A 21,772-nucleotide genomic window follows, 5' to 3' on the forward strand; every position below is an offset into this window, starting at 1 on the left:
GTTAGTCGGAACGGCTTTTTTGGTGCTTAAAAGACTAAACGTATTTGGTTTCAAACTTATTAAAACTCAATTTTAAGATCCCTTAGGGAACTAAAGTGTGAATTTAACATGTTTTTTAAGCGTCGCGGTGGAAGCCGAGGTCACGCAGTACACGATCCTGGTTACGCCAGTCTTTTTTGACCTTTACCCACAGTTCCAGGAAAATTTTGGAACCTAACAGGTTTTGGATATCTATGCGTGCCTGTTTGCCCACTTCCTTGAGCATAGCTCCCTGCTTACCGATAATAATTCCCTTCTGGGAATCCCGCTCTACAAAGATGACTGCCATAATATGCACTACGCCGTTGTCCTGTACCTTCATGTCTTCAATCATGACTGCAATCGAATGTGGTACTTCCTCACGCGTCATATGCAAAATCTTTTCCCGTACCAGCTCGGCGATGACGAACTGCTCTGGATGGTCGGTAATTTGGTCATCCGGGTAATATTGTGGACCTTCAGGCAAGAATTTCTGTACCTGCTCCAGCAGACGGTTCACATTGTTGCCCATTTTAGCCGAGATCGGCACGATTTCCGCAAAGTCGTACAGCTTGCGGTATTGCTCAATCAGGGGCAGCAGTGCTTCCGGCTCAATACGGTCAATTTTATTTAAAACCAGAATAACTGGCGTTTTTACCTGTTTTAGCTGCTCGGCAATAAAACGGTCGCCTCCGCCTAATCCTTCAGAGGCATCAATAAGAAAAAGTACAGCCTCAACTTCGCCCAACGTATTAAAGGCCGTCTGATTCATGTAGTCGCCCAGTTTAGACTGGCGCTTATGAATGCCCGGTGTGTCCAAAAATACAATTTGCGTGTCCTCTGTAGTGAATACCCCATGTATTTTGTTACGTGTGGTTTGGGGCTTGTCCGACATGATGGCGATTTTCTGGCCGATGACATGGTTCATCAGAGTTGATTTACCTACATTGGGTCTGCCGACAATCGCAACAAAGCCTGATTTAAAGTGTTTCTTAGCCATTTCGTTTCCTCCAGCACTATTAAGCGCCTATTTTTTTGGTTTTTGGGTTAGGTCTTTTCCATTAAAAAAGCTGACTAATCAAGGTCAACAACGGCCTGTAAAACACAAATATACCAATAATTACAGCAAAAACCGCTGCCAGGAGCACAGCTCCGGCGGCGGTGTCTTTAGCCGCTTTGGCCAGCGGATGGATATCAGGCGAGATTAAATCTATCGCCGCTTCAACAGCGGTATTGATCAGCTCGGCTACGATTACCATGGCAATCGCCATAGAGACGAATAACCAGTCGAGCCGGGAGATGCGCAGGCTTAAGCCTGCTGCGATGACGAGAAACGCCATGACCACATGTATCCGCATATTTAATTGCGTGCGCAGAGCATACATCACGCCTTCTGCGGCATAACGAAAGGTCATTCTCCAAGGCTGACGTCTCATTACCGTGTCAACCCCACTTGAGCCAGTACCGCCTCTTGCTTGCCCATCATTTCAGCCTCACTGGCTTCATCCTGATGATCATAGCCCAGCAAATGCAAGAAGCCGTGAACAAACAAAAATCCGATTTCACGCTCAATGGAATGACCGTACTCCTCACTTTGAGCCTGAGCTGTCTGCACGGAAATAATAATATCCCCCAGCACATCCGGCACATCATCCAGCGGTCCTTCGTCATCCGGCTCATAGATGATTTCAAGCTCTTCATCCAGTGTTTCCTTCATGGCAAATGACAGCACATCGGTTGGACGATCGATTCCCCGATAATCCCTGTTTAATTCATGAATTTGCTTATCATTAACGAAGGTGAGGGCCACCTCACCGTCCGTCACCCCTTCCACCTTGCCTGCTTCCTCCAATAGAGTGTTCAGCAAACCAATCAAGGATTCATTAATTACCATATCGTTTTGTTCATTATTCCAAGCTAATTGAAGGCTCATGCCAACCGCTCCTTTTAATTCTAATGCCGCACTTCATGCACAAGCCTATTATGCTATGCTTTCCCGTTCTTAGGCTTTGGCCTTTCTTCGGGATATTCAATACGGGAATGGAAAGTTCCCATCACGGTTTCTTTAAGAGTTTGAGCCACAATATCAAGCTCCCGCATCGTTAGCTCACAATCGTTGAACTGGTGATCATCCAGACGACTTTTAATAATTTTTTCAATCATCGACTCCACCTGTTCCACTGTTGGTTTCCGCAGGGAACGGACGGCTGCTTCCACACTATCAGCAATCCCGACTACAGCAGCCTCCTTAGACTGGGCTTTTGGCCCAGGATAGCGAAAATCATCCTCGGTAAAGTCTGGCTCTACGCCCTGTTCTTCCGCCTCACGCAGCGCCTTATGATAAAAATAGTGCAGAAATGTCGTTCCGTGATGCTGCTCGGCAATATCGCGAATCGGCTTGGGCAGCTTGTAATCCAATTGCATTTCCACACCATCACGGGCATGGGCAATAATGATGGACTTACTTAGCTTCGGCTCTATCGTATCATGCGGATTATCCATACCGTTCTGATTTTCAATGAAGTACGAAGGCCTTTTTGTTTTACCGATGTCATGATAATACGAACCGACCCGGCACAACAAGCCGTTAGCGCCTATAGCCTCCGCTGCTGCCTCTGACAGATTACCTACCATTACGCTGTGGTGATACGTACCCGGTGTCTCTGTAAGCAGCTTGCGCAGAAGCGGATGATTCGGGTTAGACAGCTCAACCAGCTTCAGCGCTGACAAAATGCCAAAGGTAGACTCAAAAAATGGCATTAACCCAATAACAAGTATAGCTGTTATCAAACCTCCCGCAAAAGCAAAAGCTACCGCATAGAGCGTCGTCGTTTGAGTCCAGTTGCTCTGATCGATCAGCGCCAGAGTGAAGACCGACACAGCGCCGAACAAACATACCATAATGGCCCCCTTGAACAGCGTTGAACGCTGACTGGCTCGATGCGTCGAGAAAATCGAAGCAAGACAAACCACAAGGGCAAAAAATCCGAAGTTAAAATCAAAAATTTGTCCTTGTCTGACATTCAAAATGACACTTGCCAATATACTAAATATAATGGCACAAACGAAGGCCAGCGACATATCGAGTAACAGCGTTACAAGCATGGCTCCAAGCGCGATAGGCGCCAGATAGCCGAGATAAGACCGTTCACTGTCCTGCAATATGGCGGTTAACATCATTGCGCCTACCGTGATCACAAAAATTAACACCAGCATGAGCAACTGCGCATTGTTATACTTAAAACGGCGTGTTCGTGATTGGAACTGGCGAATATACATAAACAGGCCCAAGGCCAGCATTGCAGACAACATCAACAGGCCAAATTGCGGCCAATAGTTAATCTTGTCCTTTAGCAGTTCGTTCTCATCCAGTAAGGTATAAATTTCCTGGGTAATAATCTCGCCTTTCTTGACGAGCACTTCACCCTGTTTGATATAGACTGTTGGTGTATCTTCACGAGCCTGTACCCTGGCATCCTTCGTAGCTGTATCATCATAAAACTTGTTGGCCGTAATCACAAGCCTTGCAAGCTCCTGAACAACTTCACGGGAGGTGCGCTTGGTAAGCGTACTCGTACTGACCCGCTCGGCCACCTTGGCCCGGGCTGTTTGTGCATCCGTAATCTGATCGTTCATCAATCCGGTCACGATTTCACGAGCAACCGGCCGCATCTCTGCAATATCCTCAGACGTGAGACGCGGAATTTTGATAAAGGTTTCCTCTGGAATCCGGTATGTCTGCTCTTTTGTTTTTTGCAGCACTTCGTCCAATAGCTTTTCCGGGTAGGCATCGGCATTACGGCTATTGTTCACAAAATTTTGCACAAATTCTCGCGCACGCTGAGGAATCTCGTCTTTGTAAATAGAGATTTTATCAGATCTGGAAACCTGGTCATCCTGATTAAGCCGTTCAATTCGGTCCAAAATACCAGTAATCAGGTTATCGTTGCGAATCGGTACAATCGTATACATTGGCTGTACCCGTTCTGCAGACTCTTCCTGAGCCTTTAATGTCGCTTTGCTGTTGGGAAGTTGCATCGGAGCAACAATTTCCTTTTCACTTGGCTGGTTTACCCGAATGTCATAGCGCTCGGGAAGCAGCTTTGAGGCTAAACCTACGTAAAAAAGAACCACTAAAAATAAAAACAGAAGATAGCGTGTTGCCACGCTATACTTCCATCCACTCATTCTATGCTGGAATGTTTTGCCCTTAGACAATTCCTTCGAGGTCATCTAAAACAATCCCTCTCCATCATCTTTTTCAAGACAGCTACGCTGCTTATTTTCATACTTCAGGATTTATGCAAAATCCTCACTTCTGATAACTTCACATCCGTGATATGAAGGCTTATCCCTGATTTTCGGCAACCTGGTCGTAAGCCACGATGATTTTCTGAACCAGGGAATGACGGACAACATCCTCTTGTGCAAAATGTACGAAGCCTATTTCCTCAATTCCCTGTAAAATCGCATTCGCTTCAATCAGACCGGATTTTTTGCCACGAGGCAAATCAATTTGCGTAACATCACCGGTGATGACCATTTTGGAGCCAAAGCCCAGTCGGGTCAAAAACATTTTCATTTGCTCCGGCGTGGTGTTTTGCGCTTCATCCAAAATAATGAACGAATCATCCAGCGTACGTCCCCGCATATAGGCCAGCGGCGCGATTTCAATCAGCCCGCGCTCCAGTGCCTTTGCTGTCTGCTCCGGTCCCATAACATCGTACAACGCATCATACAACGGGCGCAGATAAGGATCAACCTTTTCCTGCAAATCCCCTGGCAAAAAGCCCAGATTCTCGCCTGCTTCCACCGCAGGACGGGTTAATACAATACGCTTGACCGAACCTTCCTTCAGGGCAGCTACGGCCAGCACCACGGCCAAATACGTTTTACCCGTACCCGCCGGGCCAATGCCAAATACGATATCGCGTTTTTTTATTGTGGTTACATAGTGCTTTTGTCCAATTGTTTTGACACGGATCGGCTTGCCCCGGAAGGTGGTCGTTATTTCTCCCTTGAACAGATCAAGCAATTGATCGGCGCGTAAATCTTTTGCCAACTCAATCGCATAATGGACGTCTCTTTCGGTCAGGATATATCCATTACGAATTAACTGAAGTAGTACATCGAATAATTGTTCGAGCACTTCCACCTCATGGGCGTTACCAAAAATATTGATTTCCGCCTCACGGGAATCCATTTTTGCGGGAACAGCCGCTTCAATCAATTTTAAAAAGGAATCCTGCGGGCCGAACAGCGCCTGTCCTTCTCCCGCATTGTTCAATGCAATTTGTATGCTGCGTTGTTGTTCTGCCAAATAGCCTCATTCTCCTTGGTTATGAACTAGCGGAAGTTCTTCCGCAATATTCTGTTCCACTTCAAAAAGCACTTTCATATAAACTTTACCATTCTCTCTCTTCTCATGCAAAATTTTTTGGCTCATTATTTTCGTTCCTTTGCCGTATTTGGCTAAAATATCGGCTCGTGCCCCTTCTATTCCCCTATTTTGGGCTTCTGCTTCCGTAAGCTTACCCTCATGTATCTTTGTCTCCCTTACGCTTTCGGTCATCCAACCGACGGGAAGACGGAAGGAGCGCCACGTCAGCGGGTCATGCTCAACTGTGGTTTTATGCGCAGAATAAGGGATTTTTCCATATCCCCATAACTGCACCGCATGGTTGCCCAACACCAGATACAAGCGGTCGTGACTGTTTCCAGTATATGTGCTGCTGCGTCGCACTGTGGGACTGCTAATTTCGTACTCATGCCATACGAGGCCCTTAATCTCCCCCTTGGCTACGACCAGCTGCTGATTTTCCTCATCCCCGAGCGTTCCCGAGATAAGTATGGCTCCTTTTTTGACACGTGTATTTTTATGCACGACAGGACGACCCTGCTCAGCAAAAATTTCAGTGACTACCGCATCTGCATTGCTGATGAGATGGCGTGGGCTGTAGAGCGGCGCAGGGGCAGGGTGTGAGGCTTCAACGACCTGAATCGTCACCGAAGTACCCTGCTTATCTACGCCGATCCAGGATGCCTCAGGGAGCTTCTGCATGAGTGCACGCGAAAGCTTGTCCTGACTGGAAACACGGAAGCTCCATTGAAACGGATACAGCCCCTCCTGACGGGCAGCCTTGAGTACAGCTTCCGTTGTGAGCTTGTCATTCCCCTTTACTTCAACGTCCCAGATGAGCGAGGACATCAGGAACAGACCTACCCAGAATACAGCCAGTCCAACCAGAAAAAATTTACGTTTGGCCAGCCGCGCAGCGATAAAGGGAATCCCTTGGCGCTTTAAAATATGCATTTTGCAGCCTGTCCTTCTCAGAAGCGGGCGCAGCAGGAAGACGTGCGGCAGCAGAAGGTTCATATCTGCATGTCTTGTACCCATCGGCCGCACGTTCCAAACAGGTATTTGATGCTCAGTGAGCAGATTAATGAAAGCTTCCACGCTCTCGCCCTTGACTGCAAGGGTAACCGTGCCACGCAGCTTTGTTAAAGCAGGATGTTTCATGAGCCTTCCTCCGTTCCTTCCAATTGGATATCCGTAATGTGTCCTTCCACACTTACCTGCTCAGGCACAATAGACGTAATGACAAGCCCATGCCCTGTCACCCGCAACCTGCCCTGCGCAAGCGCAAGTACAAGCCGATCTGGCGTGAAGTCCACGACGCCCCGGTGATTCTCCACATAAAGCTGGCGGCTGCCAATGAGAGTTAACCGCGGCAGGTCAAATAGAATGTCCTGCGGAAGTTCCAGCGTCTCACTGGCCCACTTTCGCAGTTTGCGGCTCATCCGGCTCATACGAGGGAATCTCCTTTCCTGTCATAAAAACAATCGTTATCCAACGGCTAATCATTGCTTTTATGGCAGCTACGCTGCTGATTTTTCATCTCGTGTCCATACCATCCAACGGCTAATCATTGCTTTTATGGCAGCTATGCTACTGATTTTCATTCCTGTTATGGTCATTCAGTGGATCATAGTCATTTTCATGGCAACTGCGATGCTTTTTTATAAATTGCCGATGCCGCTTAGATATGGGCGTCGTTACAGCAGCGCCACAGATATCTGTACTGTACACTTTATGATCCAGCCTCCATATTTATGAAACGAAACTAACAATTCATCGTAGCCCTTATTTTGCATAGCAAGAGCCTTGATACTTGCAAAATGCACAATTAAAAAAGACAACCCCGATTCAAGCATCGAAACGAGATTGTCTTTTCCAGATTTTATAGAGCATTCTGTTATTTTTCGGAATCATGATTTAAAAGAGAGTTTTTTCTGGAATATAGAAAATAAACGGCCAGACCTATAACGAGCCAGATCAGAAAACGGATAAACGTTTGGCTGTGCAAGTTCAGGATGAGCACTCCACACGAAATAATAGCCAAAATCGGAACATATGGAACACCCGGACATCGGAAGGCTCTGGGCAGATCAGGCTGTGTTCTTCTCATCACAATGACAGCGACTGAAATCAAAATAAATGCTGAGAGGGTACCGATATTCACCAAACTCGCTAACTCATCCAGCGGAATCAACCCACCCATTAATGCAGATAATGTACCAAAAAACAACGTGTTAATATAAGGAGTTTTGTATTTAGGATGAACCTTTGACAATACTTTTGGCACCAAGCCATCACGTGACATGGCAAACATGATACGGGTTTGACCATAGAGCATGACCAGCATGACTGTAGTCATCCCTAAAATGGCCCCCACATCCACAATGCCCGCAACCCAGTTCTGACCTGCAACCTGCAAGACAAGTGACACTGGATGAGAAATACCTTCAAAGTCCATAAAAGGCACAATGCCTGTCATAATCCCGCTGACAATGACATACAAAAGTGTGCATATAATAAGTGAAAAAATAATGCCGCGCGGTAAATCCCGAGCCGGATTTTTGGTTTCTTCTGCGGCAGACGAAACGGCATCAAATCCGATAAAAGCAAAGAATACCAGCGCTGCGGCTCCAAACACTCCACTGAGCCCAAATGGCATAAAAGGTGTCCAATTATCCGGCTTTACATATTTAAAAGCAACGAAAATAAATAATAAAATCACAACAATTTTTACAATAACCATGATATTGTTCATACGTTTCGATTCTTTGATTCCAAAGTAGAGCAAGGAGGTAATCCCCATCAAAATCAAAAAAGCAGGAAGATTAAAATAGGTGGTTTGATCTTTTAAAGCGCCTGGTGCCGCAGTGAATTCAAGGGGGATATGGATACCAAGTCCATTCAAAAATGATACAAAATAACCCGACCAGCCTGCGGAAACTGCACTGGCAGCAAGCATATATTCCAAAATCAAATCCCATCCGATAATAAAAGCCAGAAGCTCCCCCATCGTTGCATATGTAAAAGTATAAACAGAACCGGATACCGGAACGGTAGATGCAAACTCTGCATAAGCCATTGCTGCGAATAAACAGGCAAGCCCCGCAACCACAAAAGAAATAATTAGACCCGGACCAGCCGTGACCGCTCCCGTGCCTGTCAACACAAAAATCCCTGTTCCGATAATAGCTCCAATGCCAAGCATGGTTAAATCAAAGGCACCAAGCTCTTTTTTAAGTGCTTTTTCACCCCGCGTTGCAGCAAGCAACTGATCAATGCTCTTTTTTCTAAACAAGCTATTATTCATCCATCCCATCCTCCTAAACATGTAATATATACTTTTATACCTGGGTCACCTCATCTCTGAATTCCGTTTATTTTCTCTAAATTTGGAGTAAATTTTCAGAAAAACTTATCTTTGAGAACATTATATATAAAAACAAGAAAATGAAAACTGTTTTCAGAAACCTTAATTTAGATTCTTACATTTGATCATTTTACCTCCATATATTTTCAAAAATTCATCATTAAAGTAGACAGAATGACAGAATTTTAGCTTACAAAAGACGTAAGAAAACCTTGATACTACAGGGTTTATCACATCTTATGTCAGGTCATAAGAGGATCTGTCGCTAAACTGATTTCTATTCTGAACTAGCCTATGTATTAGCAAAAAAATAGTCCGCACCAGCTAAAGCCGGGGCGGACTAAACCATTCATGCAAACTGCTCAAATAAAACGATACTAACTTATGTCTTTTTAACGTCTTCCTCCACCCATATAACGCTTGGAACGCGGTGGACCCAATATTTCTGCCCAGATCACGCCTCTCCGCAGGTCAGCCGCAGTTACTGTACTACGCTCCTGCGAAGCCCCCTCTGAGGCATCTGTAATCTCTCCTGACTCCCTTGCATTGGATATGCGGTCGAGACGTGCCAAAACCGATCTACGCTCTTCTTCCATGGCCCGGATTCGATCCTCCAGAGTAGAACCGTTATCCAGGGAATCCCGATTCGTCTGTTGCTCCGTTTCCGTCCAATCATTCATTTGTTCTTCCATACGCCGAGCTTCCATAACTACACGTCGTTCATCAGGAAACTGACGCTGCAATTCTCCGGCAGTATCCTGCCTTTGCGGCTGACGTTGCTCCTGTCTGTGTTCCGTAGAGAAAGGTCCGGAGGGTGATGAAGGACCGCGAGAGCCGTGGTCGCCACCAAACGTAGGCATGCCCTTTCCCGGCGGCGCTTTTCTCTCTGTGCTTTTCATGCTTTTGCCCAAAAAAGACACCAACGCAAAGCCGATCACAATCAGGATATACAAATGCTCAAAAATCCAGCTGATAAAGTTCATAACTCACCGCCTTGCTGCCGCAATTCATCGGCTATATCCTTTGGTTAATCCCGGTTTTTGTTGTCATTTCCCGAGTTTTCATTTGGTTTGCCCAAGGAGCCGCGCATTTGCGTATCTGCCTCAATATTTTTCAAATTCATATAATCCATAACGCCAAGTTTTCCGCCACGCAGCGCCTCAGCCATCGCCAGCGGCACTTCGGATTCGGATTCAACCACACGCGCTCTCATCTCTACGACACGCGCCTTCATTTCCTGCTCCTGCGCCACGGCCATTGCACGGCGTTCTTCCGCTTTTGCCTGCGCAATCCGTTTATCGGCTTCCGCCTGCTCGGTTTGCAGGAAGGCACCAATGTTTTTGCCTACATCAACGTCCGCAATATCAATGGACAAGATTTCAAACGCCGTCCCGGCATCCAAACCTTTGGATAGTACCGTTCTAGAAATGGAATCCGGGTTCTCCAGCACGTCCTTATGCGAATTACTGGAGCCGACAGTCGTAACAATACCTTCACCGACCCGCGCAATAATTGTTTCTTCTCCGGCACCCCCGACGAGTCGATCAATGTTGGCACGCACTGTAACACGAGCCTTAACCTTCACTTCGATACCATCCTTGGCTACCGCAGCGACAGTAGGTGTCTCGATGACACGCGGATTAACGCTCATCTGGACCGCTTGCAGAACATCCCGACCCGCAAGGTCAATCGCAGCTGCGCGTTCAAATTCGAGCGGAATGTTGGCCCGCTGCGCAGCAATCAGCGCATTGATCACTCGGTCTACATTACCACCCGCCAGAAAATGACTTTCCAGTTGGTTGATATTTAAGCCCAGACCAGCCTTGGTTGCCTTAATCAGCGGATTCACAATCCGGCTTGGCGTTACACGACGTAACCGCATAGCTACCAGTGTAATGATGCTAATCCGCACCCCTGACGCCAACGCTGAAATCCACAGCATCACCGGGAAAAAACTGAAAAATACGCTTAACACAATAATCACTACAACGGCAATCAGCAAAACGCTGACAATACCCGATTCGAACACTCGCATCATCCTCCATTAATCTAATTCTTCGTTTGTTTTCGCGTTTTAGGCGCTGGTGTCCGCCTTGACCACAATGCGTCCACCTTCTACTTTGGATACGATAATGGGCATATCCGTAGCGATAAACTCGCCGTTCGTCACGACGTCCACACGTTCGTCAGCGATAAGCACGGTTCCTGCTGGACGAAGCGGTGTCAGACTCACACCTCTTTGTCCCAATAGCAATTCCCGATTCACTACCGAAGAAAAGCCTTGGTCAGCCGTCAAGCTTTCTTTAAGTATAAAACGGTTCCATATTCCCCGATCCTTGAAAGCAATCCCTATGATCGCCACCACAGCAACGGCAGCAGCAAAGGCTATACCCAATGATATAAAAGCATGCTGCATGTTGTAGGCCGCGCGAACAACTCCGGCGACAAGACTGATGGAACCCAAAATACCCAAAATGCCAAAGCTTGGAATGAACATTTCAAGTATAAGCAAAGCCAGACCGATGATAAACAACAGCCACGTCTCGGAGCCTGCAAAGCCAGCAATATAATTGCCGAAAAAGTACAAACCAAATCCGAGCACACCTAAAATTCCCGGCACTCCAAAGCCCGGTACGAGTAGTTCAATGACAACACCTGCGATACCGATAAATAAAAGCAATGTCTGTACAATCGGGTTGGTCAATATCTCGGCTGCTTTTTCAGCCCATGTTCGCTCCACGTGAAATACATCATCCGTGCTATAGCCCATCCACTGGATAACTTCTTGTTCTGAAGATGCGATGTGATCCGCATAGCCCAGTTTAAGCGCTTCCTCGCTGGTTAAAGAAATGATCTGTCCTTTTTCTTTATTAAAGTTCAGCTCCGGTATAGCTACAGCAATTTTGGAGTCTACCATACCTCTCGCAATATCCGGGTTACGTCCGCCGGATTCTGCAGCAGATGCCATGCTGCTCTTCCACCAAGCCACCGTTTTTGGGTCAGTGATAGCTTGCCCTTTGCCGTCCACCAGTGCTGCTGCTCCAATGATGCTGCCCGGCTTCATAACAATTTTGTTTGCGCTTAACGCAATATAGCTCCCCGCAGAGGCCGCTTCGCCTCTTACATAGGCAACCGTCGGAATCGTACTGTCCTTAATCAGCTTGCCCAGCTTTTCCGCCGTATCTACACGTCCGCCTGGCGTATTAACATCCAGCACAATGAGGCCCGCTTTGGACTCCGCCGCTTCTGCAAAGCCGCGTTCCATAAAGCTGCCCAGTCCCTGTTCAATTTCCTGATCCACCGGTATAACGAACACAGCACCGCCTTTCACAGCGGCCGCCGCTGATCCCGAGTGAAATAATGGCAACAGCAAAACAGATATCATGATCCACATGCTCCAAAAGATCATTTTGCGGCTGGAGTGGTGATGTTCTCTATGCATTACTCTCCCCCCTTTCGATCTTTCTATGTTATAGCATATCAAATTTTGTCAGGTAAACCATACAATTTTCAGGATTTATTGTGAAATTCTTGAGTATGCTGCTATCCTGATGGCTGTCATGTACTTTACGCACCCGATGGACATCACGTTTCAAATGATTATAGATAACGCTTACAAAAAAAGTTCTCCTTATACTAACAGCCTATGACAAAGAAGGCAGATACAGAAATAACACCCTCTGTAAACAGAGGGTGTTGCGCTTTCCTGTTTGTCGCAGGTTTATTGCAGAAATTGCTGAACCGCTTGGTTCACGAGCTTACCGTCAGCGCGGCCTTTTACCTTAGGCATCAAGGCCGTCATTACTTTCCCCATCTCGGCTTTCGAAGAAGCACCGGTTTCCTGGATGGTCTGCTGTACAATAACTTTAATTTCTTCTTCAGAAAGTTGTTCGGGAAGGTACTGAGCGATGATCTCTATTTCTGCTTTAGCGCTTGTCGCAAGTTCATCACGACCGGCTTTTTCAAATTCATGGAGGGCATCTTTTCGCTGTTTGATCTCACGACTCAGAATATCAAGCACTTCGTTGTCGTCCAAATCCCGTTTCAAATCTATTTCAAGATTTTTAATCGTAGAACGAACCATTCGAATGGTGGAGAGTTTGAACTTGTCCTTACTCTTCATTGCTTGCTTCATATCTTCGTTCAATCGTTCGCTCAAATTCATGATTGCTTAGATCCTCCTAGAACTTTCTCTTACGAGCAGCCTCGGACTTTTTCTTGCGCTTTACGCTTGGCTTTTCATAATGCTTGCGTTTCTTCACCTCAGCCAATACGCCATCCTTAGCAATGGAACGTTTAAAGCGACGAAGTGCAGCATCAATTGTCTCGTTTTTGCGAACTTTAGTTTCAGACACCAGTTTTCCCTCCCTCCGACCAGACCGTCCAAGAGCAATAACACGGTTCATCAAATTTTATTATAGGTGAAACGGAAACCGGGTGTCAACCTATAAGAAAAAATGAATAAATAAAGGATACATATTTCTCCATTCACGCCGTATTACTGAAAGACAAGCACTGTCATTTTTAAGAATGTGAGTCCGAAATACCCGTCAAGGCACCCAATGGGGCACCGCCCAACAGATGATAATGCAAATGTCCCACCGCTTGCCCGCTATCCGGACCGCAGTTGTTAATCAACCGATAACCGGATTCAGCGATACCCAGTTTTTTCGCCACCTCAACCGCAACACGATGAATCTCCGCAATCAGAGGAAGATCCTCTTCCGTCACAGCATTCATTGAAGGAATATATTTCTTCGGAATAATGAGCACGTGTACTGGCGCCGCAGGCTGGATGTCATGAAATGCAAGCACATTGTCGGTTTCCAGCACTTTTTTGCTGGGGATCGTTCCATCCACAATTTTCAAAAACAAATCGTCCATTCAAAACCCTCCTTTGGCAGTGAGCCGACCATCAGGTTCGAAAGTGCAGAACCCATGCTCTCGGCATTCAAAGTTATGTATTTCCCACAACCGAATTAAACATATACAGTTATGGTTTGTTATACCTATGTTTCTATATGTATCATAACGGAAAAAGGGGCTTAATACCAGTTCCCTCTTCCCGCTTCTTCTATAATAGCTTTTACCCCTTCATCTATTTGATCCGGCTGAGCACGCGAAATACTGATGCGTAAAAACTTTTCGTGTTCCTTATAATCGGATAAGTAAAATCCTTTACCGGATACCACAAGCACCTTCCTCGCGGCAAGACGCTGTACCAAACGCTCCATGTTCACCGTCCGGGGTAGCTTCAACTGCATATACACTCCCGAGCTTACAGCCGACACTTCAATCACTCCGTCCTGATTATATCGCTCTACTGCCTGGTTTAAAATGCGAATGCGTTCCGCATACAGGCTGCATATCGTGTGCTTGTGGCGTTCATACATTCCATTTTTAATATAAATATCGAGTGCGGCTTGAGATAAAATGGAGGTGTCGACGTATCTTTTGTATGCGCTGAACGTCTTTAACAGGATTTCCGGCAAAACCACCACGCCTAAGCGCAAGCCTGGGAAAATGATTTTCGAGAAGCTTTTTAAATAAATAACATGGTCTGTCTGATCGTACGCATATATAGGATCAAACAGGTGGTCGATCCCCAAATCAGCCATGTAATCATCCTCCACGATGAACACATCGTATTTGGCAGCTAATGCGGCTATAGCCTTGCGTTCCTCTGTGTTGTAGGAGGTCCCCAGTGGATTATGATATCTTGACATGGTATAAAAAAACTTGATGGTCCCGTTCTTAAATTGGTTCTCCAATTCCTGCAAATCCATACCTGCCGCTGTTCTGGCGATGGTGCTGACGGGTATACTCTCTCCCTCCAGTAAACGCAAATAAATATCGTAGCTCGGCTGCTCCACCAAAACCGTCTTTTTGCCGTTTGGAAACGGCATTTTTGCAAGGATTTCCAACGCCTGCTGAACACCAGAAGTGACGATAATCCGCTCCATTTTTGCAAATACCTGATTATCGGCCAAGTGAGAAACGAGCGTATGACGCAATGTCTCCAGTCCTTGCGAATCTCCGTAGGTAAACAGATGATATTTGTACGTATCAATGGCCTGATTCAGACAGTGCTGAAAGTCCAGATACGGAAATACGTTTAAATCCGGGGAGGCCGAAGCGAAATCAATCGAGGCCTGAATATGGCTACGGCTATGACGCAAATCTCCGGAGTTCTCCACCACATAATATCCGCTCTGCGGAATGGAATAGATGACGTGTTTTTTTTCAAGTTCGGCGTATGCCCGCAAAATCGTGCTTTTGCTGCACCCGTACAACTCTGAAGCATCTCGGATAGAAGGCAGCTTCTGACCCGAGATGTATTGCCCCTCGCGGATTTTAAGCTCTATATCCGATAGAATCGAAATATATTTTTTCACAATGATCCTCCTGCCTGTTTATTTCACTTCCTACTTCTTTATACGGTTGATATTAACATGCTTTATGGATAACAAGGATGCCCCATTTTATAAAATTGTACCGATACAGTTATGATAATTTGATATCCCACAGGCTCGTCCATTGTTGTACCTTTAGTTCATCGGAGAGGACGTTCGCAAACATGGTCCCGAAGCATGAAAGAGAGGTAGGCAACTTATGGACACCCAAACAAAAGGATTAAAACTGGCTTATTTCTTTGCGGTGCTGAATGCTGCAATTATTGGATTTTCGTTTTTATTTACTAAAATGGCACTGGTGCATGCCCATCCCATCGATACGCTGACTTATCGGTTTGCGGCTTCTTTTATAGTTCTGTCGATTCCGGTGGCCTTGGGGTGGATCAAGTTATCTTATCGGGGCAAACCCATATTTAAAGCGCTGCTGCTGGCTTTGATGTACCCGCTGGGATTTTTCACACTACAAGCATTTGGATTACAACACGCAACCTCCGCCGAGGGAGGTATTATGTATGCCTTCACACCCGTTGTAACGATGATCATTGCTTCACTATTTTTAAAAGAAACAACGACCCTTTTACAGAAGCTGTCGATCTTTTTATCTGTGTTCGGCGTTGTGTTCATCTTTATCATGAAAGGGAGCAGCTTTAACTTGTCCAATTTGGGCGGGCTCTCCATGCTCTTCCTGACGTGTGTAGCTTTTGCCGGATACAGCGTTTTGGCACGCTCTCTGTCGAAGCATTTTAGTCCGGCGGAAATCAGTTATTTTATGATGGGCATCGGGTTTATTACATTTTTGGTCGTATCGCTCACGAAACATATTCAAGGTGGAACGCTGAGCCAGTTTGTCGCATTGTCCGGCAACGGCACTTTCGTACTGTCCATTATATACCTTGGCGTGGTGGCCTCGCTTATCACTTCTCTGACTGCAAATTATGCTTTGTCCAAAATAGAGGCGTCGAAAATGAGCGTATTTACCAATCTGTCGACCATCGTGTCTATCGCAGCCGGGGCTTTGTTTATTGGCGAAGAAATAACAGTGTACCATCTGATTGGCTCGTTACTGATCATAGCCGGGGTGATCGGAACCAATTATTTAGGCCGGAAAAAGACAGTACCGCTTCGTGCAGACACGCTTAAGACGTAATCGCTCATAGAGAAGTGAGCTGGAAAAGAATGATTGTCGAGATAGCTGAGGGCATGTTATGAGGTAGGTGGCATGCTGAGATTAGATATGGAAAGCCATAGGTCAGGATTTTGCAAAATCCTCAGGTAAAAAAAGAGGCTGTTTCTTCTTGGCGGAAGAAGCAGCCTTAAGTATGTCATGATGACCACACTATGGCGATTAAAAAGACAGGGGTTTAATAATAAGGGAGCAGGCTGATTGCGGTCAGCGCAGCAAGCGGCAGGATCAGACGGTTAAAGCGCCGACGTCCATATGGGAAACCATATCCGTAGCCTATGCCGGGTACCGGGGCTGGGTACGGATATGGCGGGTAGGATGCAAAGCCGCCATAAGCACGGGAACCGCAGCCGCAGTTGTTAGGCGGATAAGGGAGATTTACGTTCTCTGCTTCACCCACGGGAACTGCCAAATATAATTTTTCATCATCCACATGCTCCACAATTCCATCATACATCGTTCCATCCTTCACCCATACGCATACGTAGCGGTGCATATGCTGTTGACATAGCGTTTTAGCATCCATTTTTTCTGGTGCAGTCCCTTTTTCGTTGGTCATGCTTTTTTCCATGGTTGTTTCCTCCTAGGCTCTTGCATGTATACCGTATGTTATTCAAAAATGGGCTATGTGCTACATCAAATTGGGCGAATTCCGGCTTGCAAACAAAAAAAGAAGCACCCCGGAGGCTCTTGGTAGAGCCCCTCTGAACGGACGTATGACGGGAAGTTTCCTTCCGCAGCATACGTCCGCCGGGGTACTGTATGATTAACTTGTCGGCTTAGCTGTATTATAACAATACTTTGAAACTGTATCTGTGATCTGTATCACGTCGCTTCAAAATGTTTCCATAACCACGCGGGAGCCGCCTCCAGCCTGCTCTGCGGGAAGAACGACCAGCTTGCGCGGCAGACGGGCCCGCAGCTCGGGCACATGGCTGATCACGCCGACTGACAGTTGATCGTGATGCAGCTTTTCCAGCGAGGTGATCACCGTGTCCAGCAGTTCAGGGTCCAGCGTTCCAAAGCCTTCATCCAGAAAGAAAAATTGCAGCGGGTATTGGCCACGCAATTGAATCTGGGCCGACAGCGCGAGTGCGAGCGACAAGGAGGTCAGGAACGTTTCACCGCCGGATAAGGTCGATACTGGACGCTTGACCCCGCCGTTGGCATCGTCACTAATAACAAAGCCACCGCTGGAGTCTACCTCTAGCGCATAACGCTGCTTGGTCAGAAAACGTAAACGGCGTGAAGCCGACTGACTGACCTGCATTAGCTGCTCCTCTGCAATGTATTCGACGAAGGCGTTGCCCCGGAAAACGGACTGGAGCTTGGACATCTTTTCTGCCTCGCTGCGCAAATGTGCGCGATTGGACTCCAGCTCCATCCAGCGGACATGCCGATGCTGCAAATCCTCCAAATCACGCTCAGCCTTGGCACGATTCTGGAGTGCCTCTTCGTCGCGTGCACGGCAATCACGCAATTGCGTGGCGGCCGTTGCCCACTGTTCCTCGGTCACTGTTGCTCCATCTAGCTGTTCTTCCACATGTTTTAAACGGGAGGACAGCTCCTTTTCACGTTCCCGGTGCAGACTCACTTCACGTTCATAACGTGCGGCTTCCTCCGGACCGAGACAGCATTCCACGACCTCTGCTTCCGTAGCAAAAGGGGAGGCTTCCAAACGATTACTCCAGCGGGACTCCGATACCTGCCGTCTTTCTTCTGCCGAATCGGATGCCTGCCGGGCAATCAGCGAAGCATGAACGGCTTGCTGCTTGCGTTCCTCCGCTTCAGCGCGGCGGCGTGCGGCGGCTTCGGCTCCGTTTCTCAGCCCTTGAAGGCGCGAGTTCGCTTCTTCCAGCAAGGAAGCCGCAGGGTCTTCTCCAACCCACTTGCGAAGCTGGACCATTTTTTCGCGCAGCGAGTCATCTTTATTCTGGAGTCCGGTACGCCGGGCAATAATGATCTTGTCTTCCTCGATGATGCTCTGCTGGATCTGCTGAACACGCACCGCCTTCTCTTCGAGGAAGGTCACGCTCGTCTCCAGCCGGGACCGCAGCTCTTCCGCACGCGTATCGCGCTCCTGCATGGCGCGATAACGCTCCGCGGCTTCGCCCGGCGCCACGTCCGGCAGCTGCGCCGCCCATTCGGCGCGCAATGCCCCGCTGCGCGTGGTGCATGCCTCGCGCTTGCTCCGCGCCTGCGTCAGCGCTGCGACAGCCGCCTCTTGCTCGGCGGCTGCGCGAATACGCCGCTGCTGTCCGGCGGCGTCCGCCTCGCGTAACGCGTGCGCCTCTGCAGGCAGCGCACGCGCACGGGCGGCCAGCTCGGCGGCAGCCTGCTCCAGCGCCGCGCAGCGCTCCGCCCAGGCGGCTACACCGCGCGGCGCGGCTGGCGCTGCGGTGGGCGCGGTCGGCTCGTCCGTGGCGGCCGCGCCGCTGGCGTCTGCAGCGGCGGGCTGCGCCAGCAGGCTGCGCTGCTCGTGCAGCTGCTGACGCAGCGTAAGGCGCAGCTCCTGCAAGCCTAGCCGCAGGCGGTGCAGCTCGTCCGGCGCGGCGGCATCCGCGCCGCGGGCCGCGGTGGCGGCGGGCGCGGGGTGGTGCAGCGAGCCGCACACCGCGCACGGCTCGCCCTCGCGCAGCTCGGTTGCGAGGTGCTGCGCAAGCCGGCCCAGCTCCTCGGCGCGCAGCTTATGGCGAAGCCGCTCCTCCTCGGCAGCCAGCGCGGACACATCGGCGGTGACCTCTGCCTCCAGCGTGAGCAGCGTCTCGATGCCCTCAGCAGCCTGTGCGGCAAGGGCGGAACGACGTCCCTCAGTCTCAAGTGTCTCCTGCTCCGTCAGCTTCAGGCGTTCGTCAGCCTGGGCAAGCCTTTTTTCCTGTGTGACACAATCCTGCTCTGCTTCGCGTAGCTGCTCATCCGCCGTCTCCAGTTGTTGCAGCCGTTGCACAGCCTCTTGAAGCATTCGCCGTTCATCTGCACGCACTTCATTTTGCTTCAATTCCTGTTGAAGCTCCTGCTGCCGCTTTGATCCTCGCGCCTGTAGCTCTTGTTCCTTAGCGAGTCCTTCGGCATATGTAGCAAGGGTTTGCTCACTCTGTGCAAGCTCTACCGCCAGACGGTCCCGTTCTGTCCGCAACGCTTCCGTATCACGCTCCAATTGCAGCGCCTGCTCCAGCTGGTCGATTCGGAGCAACAGCTTCGGTTCCTCTGCACCCAGAGCTTGCCGGGCCTGCTCGTCTGCTTGCACAGACACAACCGCAGCCTCCTGCGCCGATGTTGCCTGCACCGCTGCTGCTTCCGCCGCCTTCCGGCGCTTATCCGCTTCGGCAGCAGCTTCCTTCCAATCCGTCAGCGCAGGCAGCAAAGCCTCCGCTGCGGAGGCCTGACGGAGCTTACGCTCCAGCGAAGCAATGTTCGGCTCCCATGCCGCCAGTTGTTCCAGCTCGTTCGCCCGGAGGCTGCGCTCCATGACCAGCTCACGGATTTTGTTCAGCGCTTCCGTCTCGCGCGACACCCGTTCCAGCTCGTGGCGAGAGGCCTCTGCATGGGCAAAAGCCTCTTTGAGACGCTGCTCTGCCTGTTCAAGCGCTTCGGCACCCGCATCGCCCAACCCCTGCTGCTCCGCTTCCAACGCTTTTAGTGCAGCGTCATTGTCCTTCACACGGCGGCTCAGCTTCTGTGCGAGCTGGTCTCCGTACTTTTCCAAATGAAACAAACGCTGCAGCATCTGTCTCCGTTCACTGCCCTTTAAAGATAAAAATTCGGCAAACTTCCCCTGTGGCAATACAACAGCACGTGTAAAGTCGTCCATTTTCAGGCCGATATACTCCTCCACACAACGCGTCACGTCCTGCACCTTGTCAGCAAGGACTTCCTCGCCGTCCTCTGTGAACGCAATAAATCGACTAAGCGTATTATTCACCGATACGCCTCCAGCCCGTTTGAATCGGCGCTCCACACGATAACGACGAGGTCCTTGGGCTGACATCAGCTCGAACGTAAACGCCACGGACAGCGTATCCTCGGCATGATTCATAATGCCCTGTGTCCCATTTACCGCCCGCTCCACCTTGCCGTACATAGCCAGCGTAATCGCGTCCAGCAACGTCGATTTCCCGCTGCCTGTCGGGCCAAAGATTCCAAATAGCCCGGTTTCGGTCAGCTCATCAAAATGGATTTCCTGCGACTCCCGATAGCTTTGCAACCCCGCCAATTTCAGAAGAATCGGTTTCATACATCATCCTCCTCGGCTTGGTCCCTTGCATCATCCTGTTCCACCAACTCCAAAAATAGCTGCACCAATCCGTCATCCGGCTGTGCGCCGCCCGTTTGCCGTTGATAAAAAGCCCGAAACAGCTCGTGAACCGGCAGCTCTGAGCGCTGATGTTCCAGCTGTGCCGCCGCCATTTCAGGATACATCGGGCGGATGTGAATGATGCCTTCACGGCTTTTACGCAGCCGCTGAATATCTCCCAGAGACATCGCTTCATCCAGCGTAATTTCCAGGTCAATAAAAGCGTCCGCATCCAGCCCTTCGTCCAGCCAGCGATACACCTCTTCCAGACCTCCCCGTGCGCGCCATTTCACTAAAGGCCGTCCACTCGTAATATACAGCTCCTCGACCTGTGCGGGCTTGCCTGCGACCACGTCAATGAGCGTGACTGATTTGGCCTGCCCTGCTTCGGAAAAGCTATAAGCCAGCGGAGATCCGCTATAGCGCATCAGCCCGTCACCCTTCACATATTGGGGACGGTGCAAATGCCCCAAAGCCGTATATTGCGCCCCGATGCTCAACGCAGACGGGTCTACTGTATAGGCTCCCCCGACCTGAATCGGACGCTCCGAATCGGACTCCAGCCCGCCAAGCACATAAATGTGGCTCATGGACAGATTAACGGTGTCAGGCCGAAACGCCGTACCGAGCTGTGCCATCAGCATTCCCACACGACGGCTGTAAGCCTCTCGCAACACCGTTTCGTCTCCGTCCTCGGACAACAGCTCATTCAGGCGGGACTCCGAAGGATAAGGCAAGGCTGCGATACATGCCATTTCTCCTGTACGCGGTGTATGAATCCGCACCGCTTCCCCTCTGGGCAGCCCCAGCAACGTAATTCCGCGCTGACTCACCAGCGGCGTAACCGAGGATACCCGTTCCGGCTGATCATGATTCCCCGCAATAACGACCAGCGGTCTTCCTCCAGCCGTTAAACGGGCAGACGTTTCATAAAATAGCTGCTCGGCGGCGGCTGGAGGATTGACCGAGTCGTACACGTCTCCAGCCATCATTATCAGATCTGCCTGCTGATCGTCAGCCACTTTCGCCAATTCTTCCAGGAACGCCTCCTGCTCCTTCAAACGGCTGCGCCCTTCCAGCGTTCTCCCCAAATGCCAATCTCCCGTATGCAAAATCCGCATGCTGTTCCTCCTCTCTC

At 49.1% G+C, this 21,772-nt stretch carries 19 protein-coding genes; 1 reads left to right on the plus strand and 18 read right to left on the minus strand.

Features of this window, described 5'->3' with window-relative positions:
- Nucleotides 1–115 precede the first annotated feature (115 nt).
- The 15 genes from era to QD47_RS05065 form a co-directional block, all read right to left on the minus strand.
- On the minus strand, nt 116–1,018 hold the full coding sequence (gene era, locus QD47_RS04995) for a GTPase Era (protein ID WP_044645079.1): 903 nt from the start codon (nt 1,016–1,018) through the stop codon (nt 116–118).
- A 61-nt stretch (nt 1,019–1,079) separates the two neighbouring features.
- Nucleotides 1,080–1,454 carry a diacylglycerol kinase family protein gene (locus QD47_RS05000; protein WP_044645080.1) on the minus strand — a complete coding sequence of 125 codons (375 nt, stop codon included), beginning with the start codon at nt 1,452–1,454 and terminating at the stop codon, nt 1,080–1,082.
- Nucleotides 1,454–1,951 carry an rRNA maturation RNase YbeY gene (gene ybeY, locus QD47_RS05005; protein ID WP_044645081.1) on the minus strand — a complete coding sequence of 166 codons (498 nt, stop codon included), beginning with the start codon at nt 1,949–1,951 and terminating at the stop codon, nt 1,454–1,456. The genes QD47_RS05000 and ybeY overlap by 1 nt, the downstream gene beginning before the upstream one ends.
- Nucleotides 1,952–2,004: 53 nt before the next feature.
- The gene (locus QD47_RS05010) at nt 2,005–4,251 is read right to left on the minus strand and encodes an HD family phosphohydrolase (protein ID WP_044645082.1); all 2,247 of its coding nucleotides are present in this window, start codon (nt 4,249–4,251) and stop codon (nt 2,005–2,007) included.
- A 115-nt stretch (nt 4,252–4,366) separates the two neighbouring features.
- Nucleotides 4,367–5,338: a PhoH family protein gene (locus QD47_RS05015; protein WP_014282491.1), complete on the minus strand. Its 972-nt coding sequence runs from the start codon at nt 5,336–5,338 to the stop codon at nt 4,367–4,369.
- Nucleotides 5,339–5,344: 6 nt separating this feature from the next.
- Nucleotides 5,345–6,538 carry a sporulation protein YqfD gene (yqfD, locus tag QD47_RS05020; protein ID WP_044645083.1) on the minus strand — a complete coding sequence of 398 codons (1,194 nt, stop codon included), beginning with the start codon at nt 6,536–6,538 and terminating at the stop codon, nt 5,345–5,347.
- On the minus strand, nt 6,535–6,828 hold the full coding sequence (yqfC, locus tag QD47_RS05025) for a sporulation protein YqfC (RefSeq protein WP_025683268.1): 294 nt from the start codon (nt 6,826–6,828) through the stop codon (nt 6,535–6,537). The genes yqfD and yqfC overlap by 4 nt, the downstream gene beginning before the upstream one ends.
- 446 nt (nt 6,829–7,274) lie before the next feature.
- Complete coding sequence (locus QD47_RS05030; RefSeq protein ID WP_044645084.1) at nt 7,275–8,684, minus strand: amino acid permease; 1,410 nt, start codon at nt 8,682–8,684, stop codon at nt 7,275–7,277.
- Nucleotides 8,685–9,136: 452 nt separating this feature from the next.
- Nucleotides 9,137–9,727, minus strand: a complete 591-nt coding sequence (locus tag QD47_RS05035) for a hypothetical protein (RefSeq protein ID WP_044645085.1) — start codon at nt 9,725–9,727, stop codon at nt 9,137–9,139.
- A gap of 44 nt (nt 9,728–9,771) precedes the next feature.
- Complete coding sequence (floA, locus tag QD47_RS05040) at nt 9,772–10,773, minus strand: flotillin-like protein FloA (protein WP_149093283.1); 1,002 nt, start codon at nt 10,771–10,773, stop codon at nt 9,772–9,774.
- Nucleotides 10,774–10,818: 45 nt separating this feature from the next.
- Nucleotides 10,819–12,186: an NfeD family protein gene (locus QD47_RS05045; RefSeq protein ID WP_044645087.1), complete on the minus strand. Its 1,368-nt coding sequence runs from the start codon at nt 12,184–12,186 to the stop codon at nt 10,819–10,821.
- Nucleotides 12,187–12,465: 279 nt separating this feature from the next.
- Nucleotides 12,466–12,909 carry a GatB/YqeY domain-containing protein gene (locus tag QD47_RS05050; RefSeq protein WP_044645088.1) on the minus strand — a complete coding sequence of 148 codons (444 nt, stop codon included), beginning with the start codon at nt 12,907–12,909 and terminating at the stop codon, nt 12,466–12,468.
- Between the two features lie 16 nt (nt 12,910–12,925).
- Nucleotides 12,926–13,099: a 30S ribosomal protein S21 gene (gene rpsU / locus QD47_RS05055; protein ID WP_005547957.1), complete on the minus strand. Its 174-nt coding sequence runs from the start codon at nt 13,097–13,099 to the stop codon at nt 12,926–12,928.
- A gap of 169 nt (nt 13,100–13,268) precedes the next feature.
- Nucleotides 13,269–13,628: a histidine triad nucleotide-binding protein gene (locus tag QD47_RS05060; protein ID WP_014282498.1), complete on the minus strand. Its 360-nt coding sequence runs from the start codon at nt 13,626–13,628 to the stop codon at nt 13,269–13,271.
- A gap of 161 nt (nt 13,629–13,789) precedes the next feature.
- Nucleotides 13,790–15,139 carry an aminotransferase-like domain-containing protein gene (locus QD47_RS05065; protein WP_044645089.1) on the minus strand — a complete coding sequence of 450 codons (1,350 nt, stop codon included), beginning with the start codon at nt 15,137–15,139 and terminating at the stop codon, nt 13,790–13,792.
- Between the two features lie 217 nt (nt 15,140–15,356).
- Here QD47_RS05065 and QD47_RS05070 point away from each other — a divergent pair, with 217 nt between their 5' ends.
- Entirely contained in the window at nt 15,357–16,304 is a 948-nt protein-coding gene (locus QD47_RS05070) for a DMT family transporter (protein WP_044645090.1), read from the plus strand.
- Between the two features lie 214 nt (nt 16,305–16,518).
- Here the strand turns inward: QD47_RS05070 and QD47_RS05075 are convergent, their stop codons facing one another.
- From QD47_RS05075 to QD47_RS05085, 3 genes are all read right to left on the minus strand, one after another.
- Nucleotides 16,519–16,911, minus strand: coding sequence for a hypothetical protein (locus QD47_RS05075; protein WP_044645091.1), 393 nt, complete (start codon nt 16,909–16,911; stop codon nt 16,519–16,521).
- Nucleotides 16,912–17,175: 264 nt separating this feature from the next.
- On the minus strand, nt 17,176–20,574 hold the full coding sequence (locus QD47_RS05080; protein WP_044645092.1) for an AAA family ATPase: 3,399 nt from the start codon (nt 20,572–20,574) through the stop codon (nt 17,176–17,178).
- Complete coding sequence (locus QD47_RS05085) at nt 20,571–21,755, minus strand: exonuclease SbcCD subunit D (protein WP_044645093.1); 1,185 nt, start codon at nt 21,753–21,755, stop codon at nt 20,571–20,573. Before QD47_RS05085 ends, QD47_RS05080 begins: the two co-directional genes overlap by 4 nt.
- Between the last annotated feature and the right edge of the window lie 17 nt (nt 21,756–21,772).

Source organism: Paenibacillus terrae, from assembly GCF_000943545.1.
Lineage (GTDB): Bacteria > Bacillota > Bacilli > Paenibacillales > Paenibacillaceae > Paenibacillus > Paenibacillus terrae_A.

Excerpts from the sequence above, each read along its gene's own strand:
- era (WP_044645079.1), bottom strand. The coding sequence starts at position 1,018 with ATGGCTAAGAAACACTTTAAATCAGGCTTTGTTGCGATTGTCGGCAGA.
- QD47_RS05000 (WP_044645080.1), bottom strand. The coding sequence starts at position 1,454 with ATGAGACGTCAGCCTTGGAGAATGACCTTTCGTTATGCCGCAGAAGGC.
- ybeY (WP_044645081.1), bottom strand. The coding sequence starts at position 1,951 with ATGAGCCTTCAATTAGCTTGGAATAATGAACAAAACGATATGGTAATT.
- QD47_RS05010 (WP_044645082.1), bottom strand. The coding sequence starts at position 4,251 with ATGACCTCGAAGGAATTGTCTAAGGGCAAAACATTCCAGCATAGAATG.
- yqfD (WP_044645083.1), bottom strand. The coding sequence starts at position 6,538 with ATGAAACATCCTGCTTTAACAAAGCTGCGTGGCACGGTTACCCTTGCA.
- yqfC (WP_025683268.1), bottom strand. The coding sequence starts at position 6,828 with ATGAGCCGGATGAGCCGCAAACTGCGAAAGTGGGCCAGTGAGACGCTG.
- QD47_RS05030 (WP_044645084.1), bottom strand. The coding sequence starts at position 8,684 with ATGAATAATAGCTTGTTTAGAAAAAAGAGCATTGATCAGTTGCTTGCT.
- QD47_RS05035 (WP_044645085.1), bottom strand. The coding sequence starts at position 9,727 with ATGAACTTTATCAGCTGGATTTTTGAGCATTTGTATATCCTGATTGTG.
- QD47_RS05045 (WP_044645087.1), bottom strand. The coding sequence starts at position 12,186 with ATGCATAGAGAACATCACCACTCCAGCCGCAAAATGATCTTTTGGAGC.
- QD47_RS05050 (WP_044645088.1), bottom strand. The coding sequence starts at position 12,909 with ATGAATTTGAGCGAACGATTGAACGAAGATATGAAGCAAGCAATGAAG.
- QD47_RS05060 (WP_014282498.1), bottom strand. The coding sequence starts at position 13,628 with ATGGACGATTTGTTTTTGAAAATTGTGGATGGAACGATCCCCAGCAAA.
- QD47_RS05070 (WP_044645090.1), top strand. The coding sequence starts at position 15,357 with ATGGACACCCAAACAAAAGGATTAAAACTGGCTTATTTCTTTGCGGTG.
- QD47_RS05075 (WP_044645091.1), bottom strand. The coding sequence starts at position 16,911 with ATGGAAAAAAGCATGACCAACGAAAAAGGGACTGCACCAGAAAAAATG.
- QD47_RS05080 (WP_044645092.1), bottom strand. The coding sequence starts at position 20,574 with ATGAAACCGATTCTTCTGAAATTGGCGGGGTTGCAAAGCTATCGGGAG.
- QD47_RS05085 (WP_044645093.1), bottom strand. The coding sequence starts at position 21,755 with ATGCGGATTTTGCATACGGGAGATTGGCATTTGGGGAGAACGCTGGAA.